Source organism: Vagococcus sp. WN80Y (assembly GCF_059621045.1).
Genome location: NZ_JCAQHY010000076.1, coordinates 1 through 2,871, shown reverse-complemented (window position 1 = coordinate 2,871; position 2,871 = coordinate 1). Strand labels below are relative to the sequence as shown.

The 2,871-nt window shown below is 45.6% G+C and carries 3 protein-coding genes; all 3 read right to left on the bottom strand.

Annotation, left to right across the window (positions count from 1 at the left end):
* The coding region (locus AC5KOD_RS02885) for a class C sortase (RefSeq protein ID WP_496913033.1) at positions 1-1,037 on the bottom strand (1,037 nt) is incomplete at its 3' end.
* A gap of 89 nt (positions 1,038-1,126) precedes the next feature.
* Positions 1,127-1,783, bottom strand: coding sequence for a pilin N-terminal domain-containing protein (locus AC5KOD_RS02880; RefSeq protein ID WP_496913032.1), 657 nt, complete (start codon positions 1,781-1,783; stop codon positions 1,127-1,129).
* Positions 1,780-2,871 (bottom strand): SpaA isopeptide-forming pilin-related protein (locus AC5KOD_RS02875; RefSeq protein ID WP_496913031.1); only part of this gene is annotated, 1,092 nt, incomplete at its 5' end. The genes AC5KOD_RS02880 and AC5KOD_RS02875, both read right to left, overlap by 4 nt.

Below are 2,871 nucleotides of genomic sequence, written 5' to 3'. Positions count from 1 at the left end.
GTGTCTTCTTTCATCTGTAGATACCCGTAAAGTGCGAAGAGAATCACCCCAATCATGGTCACTAATAAGACCACAAAAAGTGTTCGGGTCAGCATCAATAAACGAGTTAATTGACGTTTCGCTCGTGCTGAAATCTCCGGAACGGTTGCGTTTGATTTTGTTAATAACACTCGGTAAATGCCCCATAATAAGCCAAAGATCACCAGACAAATAGCCAAGGTTAGTAGAACAATCGTTTGATAGCTCCACAGATTGCGTTTTGCCACTTTTTTTGCGACCGCCTTTTCATAAGGAATCCGGTAGCCATTGACCAGTAAGCGATACGTGTTAATGCCAGGTGGGGTACAGGTTAATAAGGTCACCATGTCCTTGCCCGGCTCAATCTTCACTTTTTCCACGTCACTCGGTAAGACTTCTTCAAAGGAGCGAATTTCATAGGCCAGACGCTTGCCAAGAATGTTGACGAAAAACACGTCGCCTTCTTTTAGGTTGCGGATATCCGTAAACAGGACCTGATTTTGAACACCACTATGCCCTGTGATGACGGAACGCGTATTTTTGCCACCAATCGGAATCGAGGACGGTTCAAAGTGGCCTAAGCCTTTATCTAAGGTTTTGTAAGAGGTCCCGTGGTAGAAAGGCAGGGCCTCAATGTCAATTCCCGGAATATCAAGGGTTCCCATCACGCCGCCTTTATCCATAACTGCTTGATATAAAACCTCTTCCCCCAATCTGCCTTGTTGGCGATTGAAGACAAACTCATTATATGCCGTCGCCAGTTTGGCTTGTTGGCTGAGTTCTTTTTTACTCAGGGCCTTCATCTTGTTGTCATAACGACTGACCGCCTCACTTCGCTCTCGATTAGCAAGCACATTGCCAATGATTGGATACAAGAGAATCAGAATCCCCCCGATAATCATGACAAAAGCAAAATAACGGAGAAAACGGCTCTGGCGTTGTGGCTTTTTAGTTCTTTTTTTAGGAGACGAGTGCGTGTTTCTTCGTCTTTTTTTCTTTCTTCCCGTCTCTATGTCCATTTGTGTCCCCTTTTTCTTCGATAATTGCGTCTTGGTTAGATTGATAGCCGACAGTCAACTAGTGACGGTCGGCTAAGTAGCTATCCTCATTATTGGCGTTGCTTAGACACTCTCATTCCAAGTAATCCCATCACCGTAATAAGCCCTAGCATCCAAAACATTTGCGTGGCTCGTCCGATGGACCCACTGGTTTGCGGGAGCTTTTTCGGCGGAGTGTTAGGGGCTGGCTTTGGTGTTACCACACTTGATTTTGGGTAGAGATAAACTTGCGTTAAACGCTCCGCCCCATGACTCATTGGCAGCTGAACCAAAATCGGCTGCATCGGTGTTTTTAGAGTCTCATTGGCCCGTTCTTCTACTTGATAAGTCCCTGCCGTTAAGCCATTAATCTCGGCATTCCCTTGATTATTTGTCACAAGAGACATCGTAAACGCCTCATCCCCCACTATCGGTTGATATGAGCTAACATCTCCCACTGGTAACGAGGGCTCTTTTAACTGAACCTTCGTTAACTGATACGTCACATTGGCCAAGGGTTGTAAGTGGTTCCCCTCTTTATCGGTAACCTTGTCTAACTTTCGACCATCCTGAGGGAGTTCTTGATTGAGGGTCGTCCCTTCTTCTAAGCGATACTTAACGATGTGAATCCCGTAAGTTTCTTCTTCGACTGCCTCACTCACGTTCCCACTAGCCAGACAGCCTATCAATAAAAGAAGGCTCACTCCCCACTTAGTTAATCGGGTCATGCAGATCGCCTCCTTCTTCGTTTGGTTGGCTTCTGCGGTCGTGATCGTACTAACATCACGATAACGCCAATACTTAACAGACTAGCGGCTCCCGCAAGTAAGAGCTGAATCATCGTCGCACTACCAGTAAAGGGTAAGACCGTTTCCTCTGCGTCATCTTGGTACAAGTGAATCACTTGATTTCCTTCGGTTATCTTAACGGGAATCGGCACCTTCACCAATTCAAATCCATCAGGCGATTTCGTCTCAATTAGCACATACTCCCCTGGAAATAAATCAGTCGCAAAGACAATTAAGCCTTTCTCATTCGTGACCCCACTGTTAATTTTGGTTGTCATGTCCTTGGTATAGACATCAAACTCCGCTCCAACCAGTGGCTTCCCAGTGGCTTTTTCCGCGTCACTCAACTTGCCATCGCCATTACTATCCTTGGCACTCCCGGCTGCATATTTAAACAACTGAACCGTCCCTGTGTGAATCAATCCAAGGTTGACATTTCTGACATAATGAGTTGGATTTACCACGCCTGTGGCAGTGTTGAGTTCGCTCAGAATAGGCTGTTTATAAGCAGGAGTTCGATAAGGCGTTGTTTGACTGGCTTTAGAATTTTTCGTTGGATCCGTTCCAACTGCCGCCTTGGTGACTAATACTTTTTTCTTGGTCACTAAGTCGCCAATGACAAACTCCGCCACATAGTTACCCTCTGGTAGATTGGAGAAGGTGTACGTGCCATTCGCATCTGTCTTAATCAATGAGTTTCCAGAGGCATCAACAAATTTGGCACCCGTTAAACTTTGTGTGATCAATTTATCTTTGTAAGTCTTATCTTCCAAACTAGTTCGGTACAGCTTCACTGGAATGTCTTTGGCAAAGGGCTCGGCCTTACCAGCCGCTTTCAAGCCAATCAAGCCATCTTGATTATCATCATACCAAGCCACGCCCGTTAAATCACGGCCATAAACGCGCGTAATCGCGGTTTGTGAGTGGACGGGAAGGTTTAAATCTGAGTTCATGGATGAGTTATTAACCAACACATCGCCTGCTTTTTGGCCTGTTGGTTTTAAGGTCACCGTTAATTCAATGCTTTT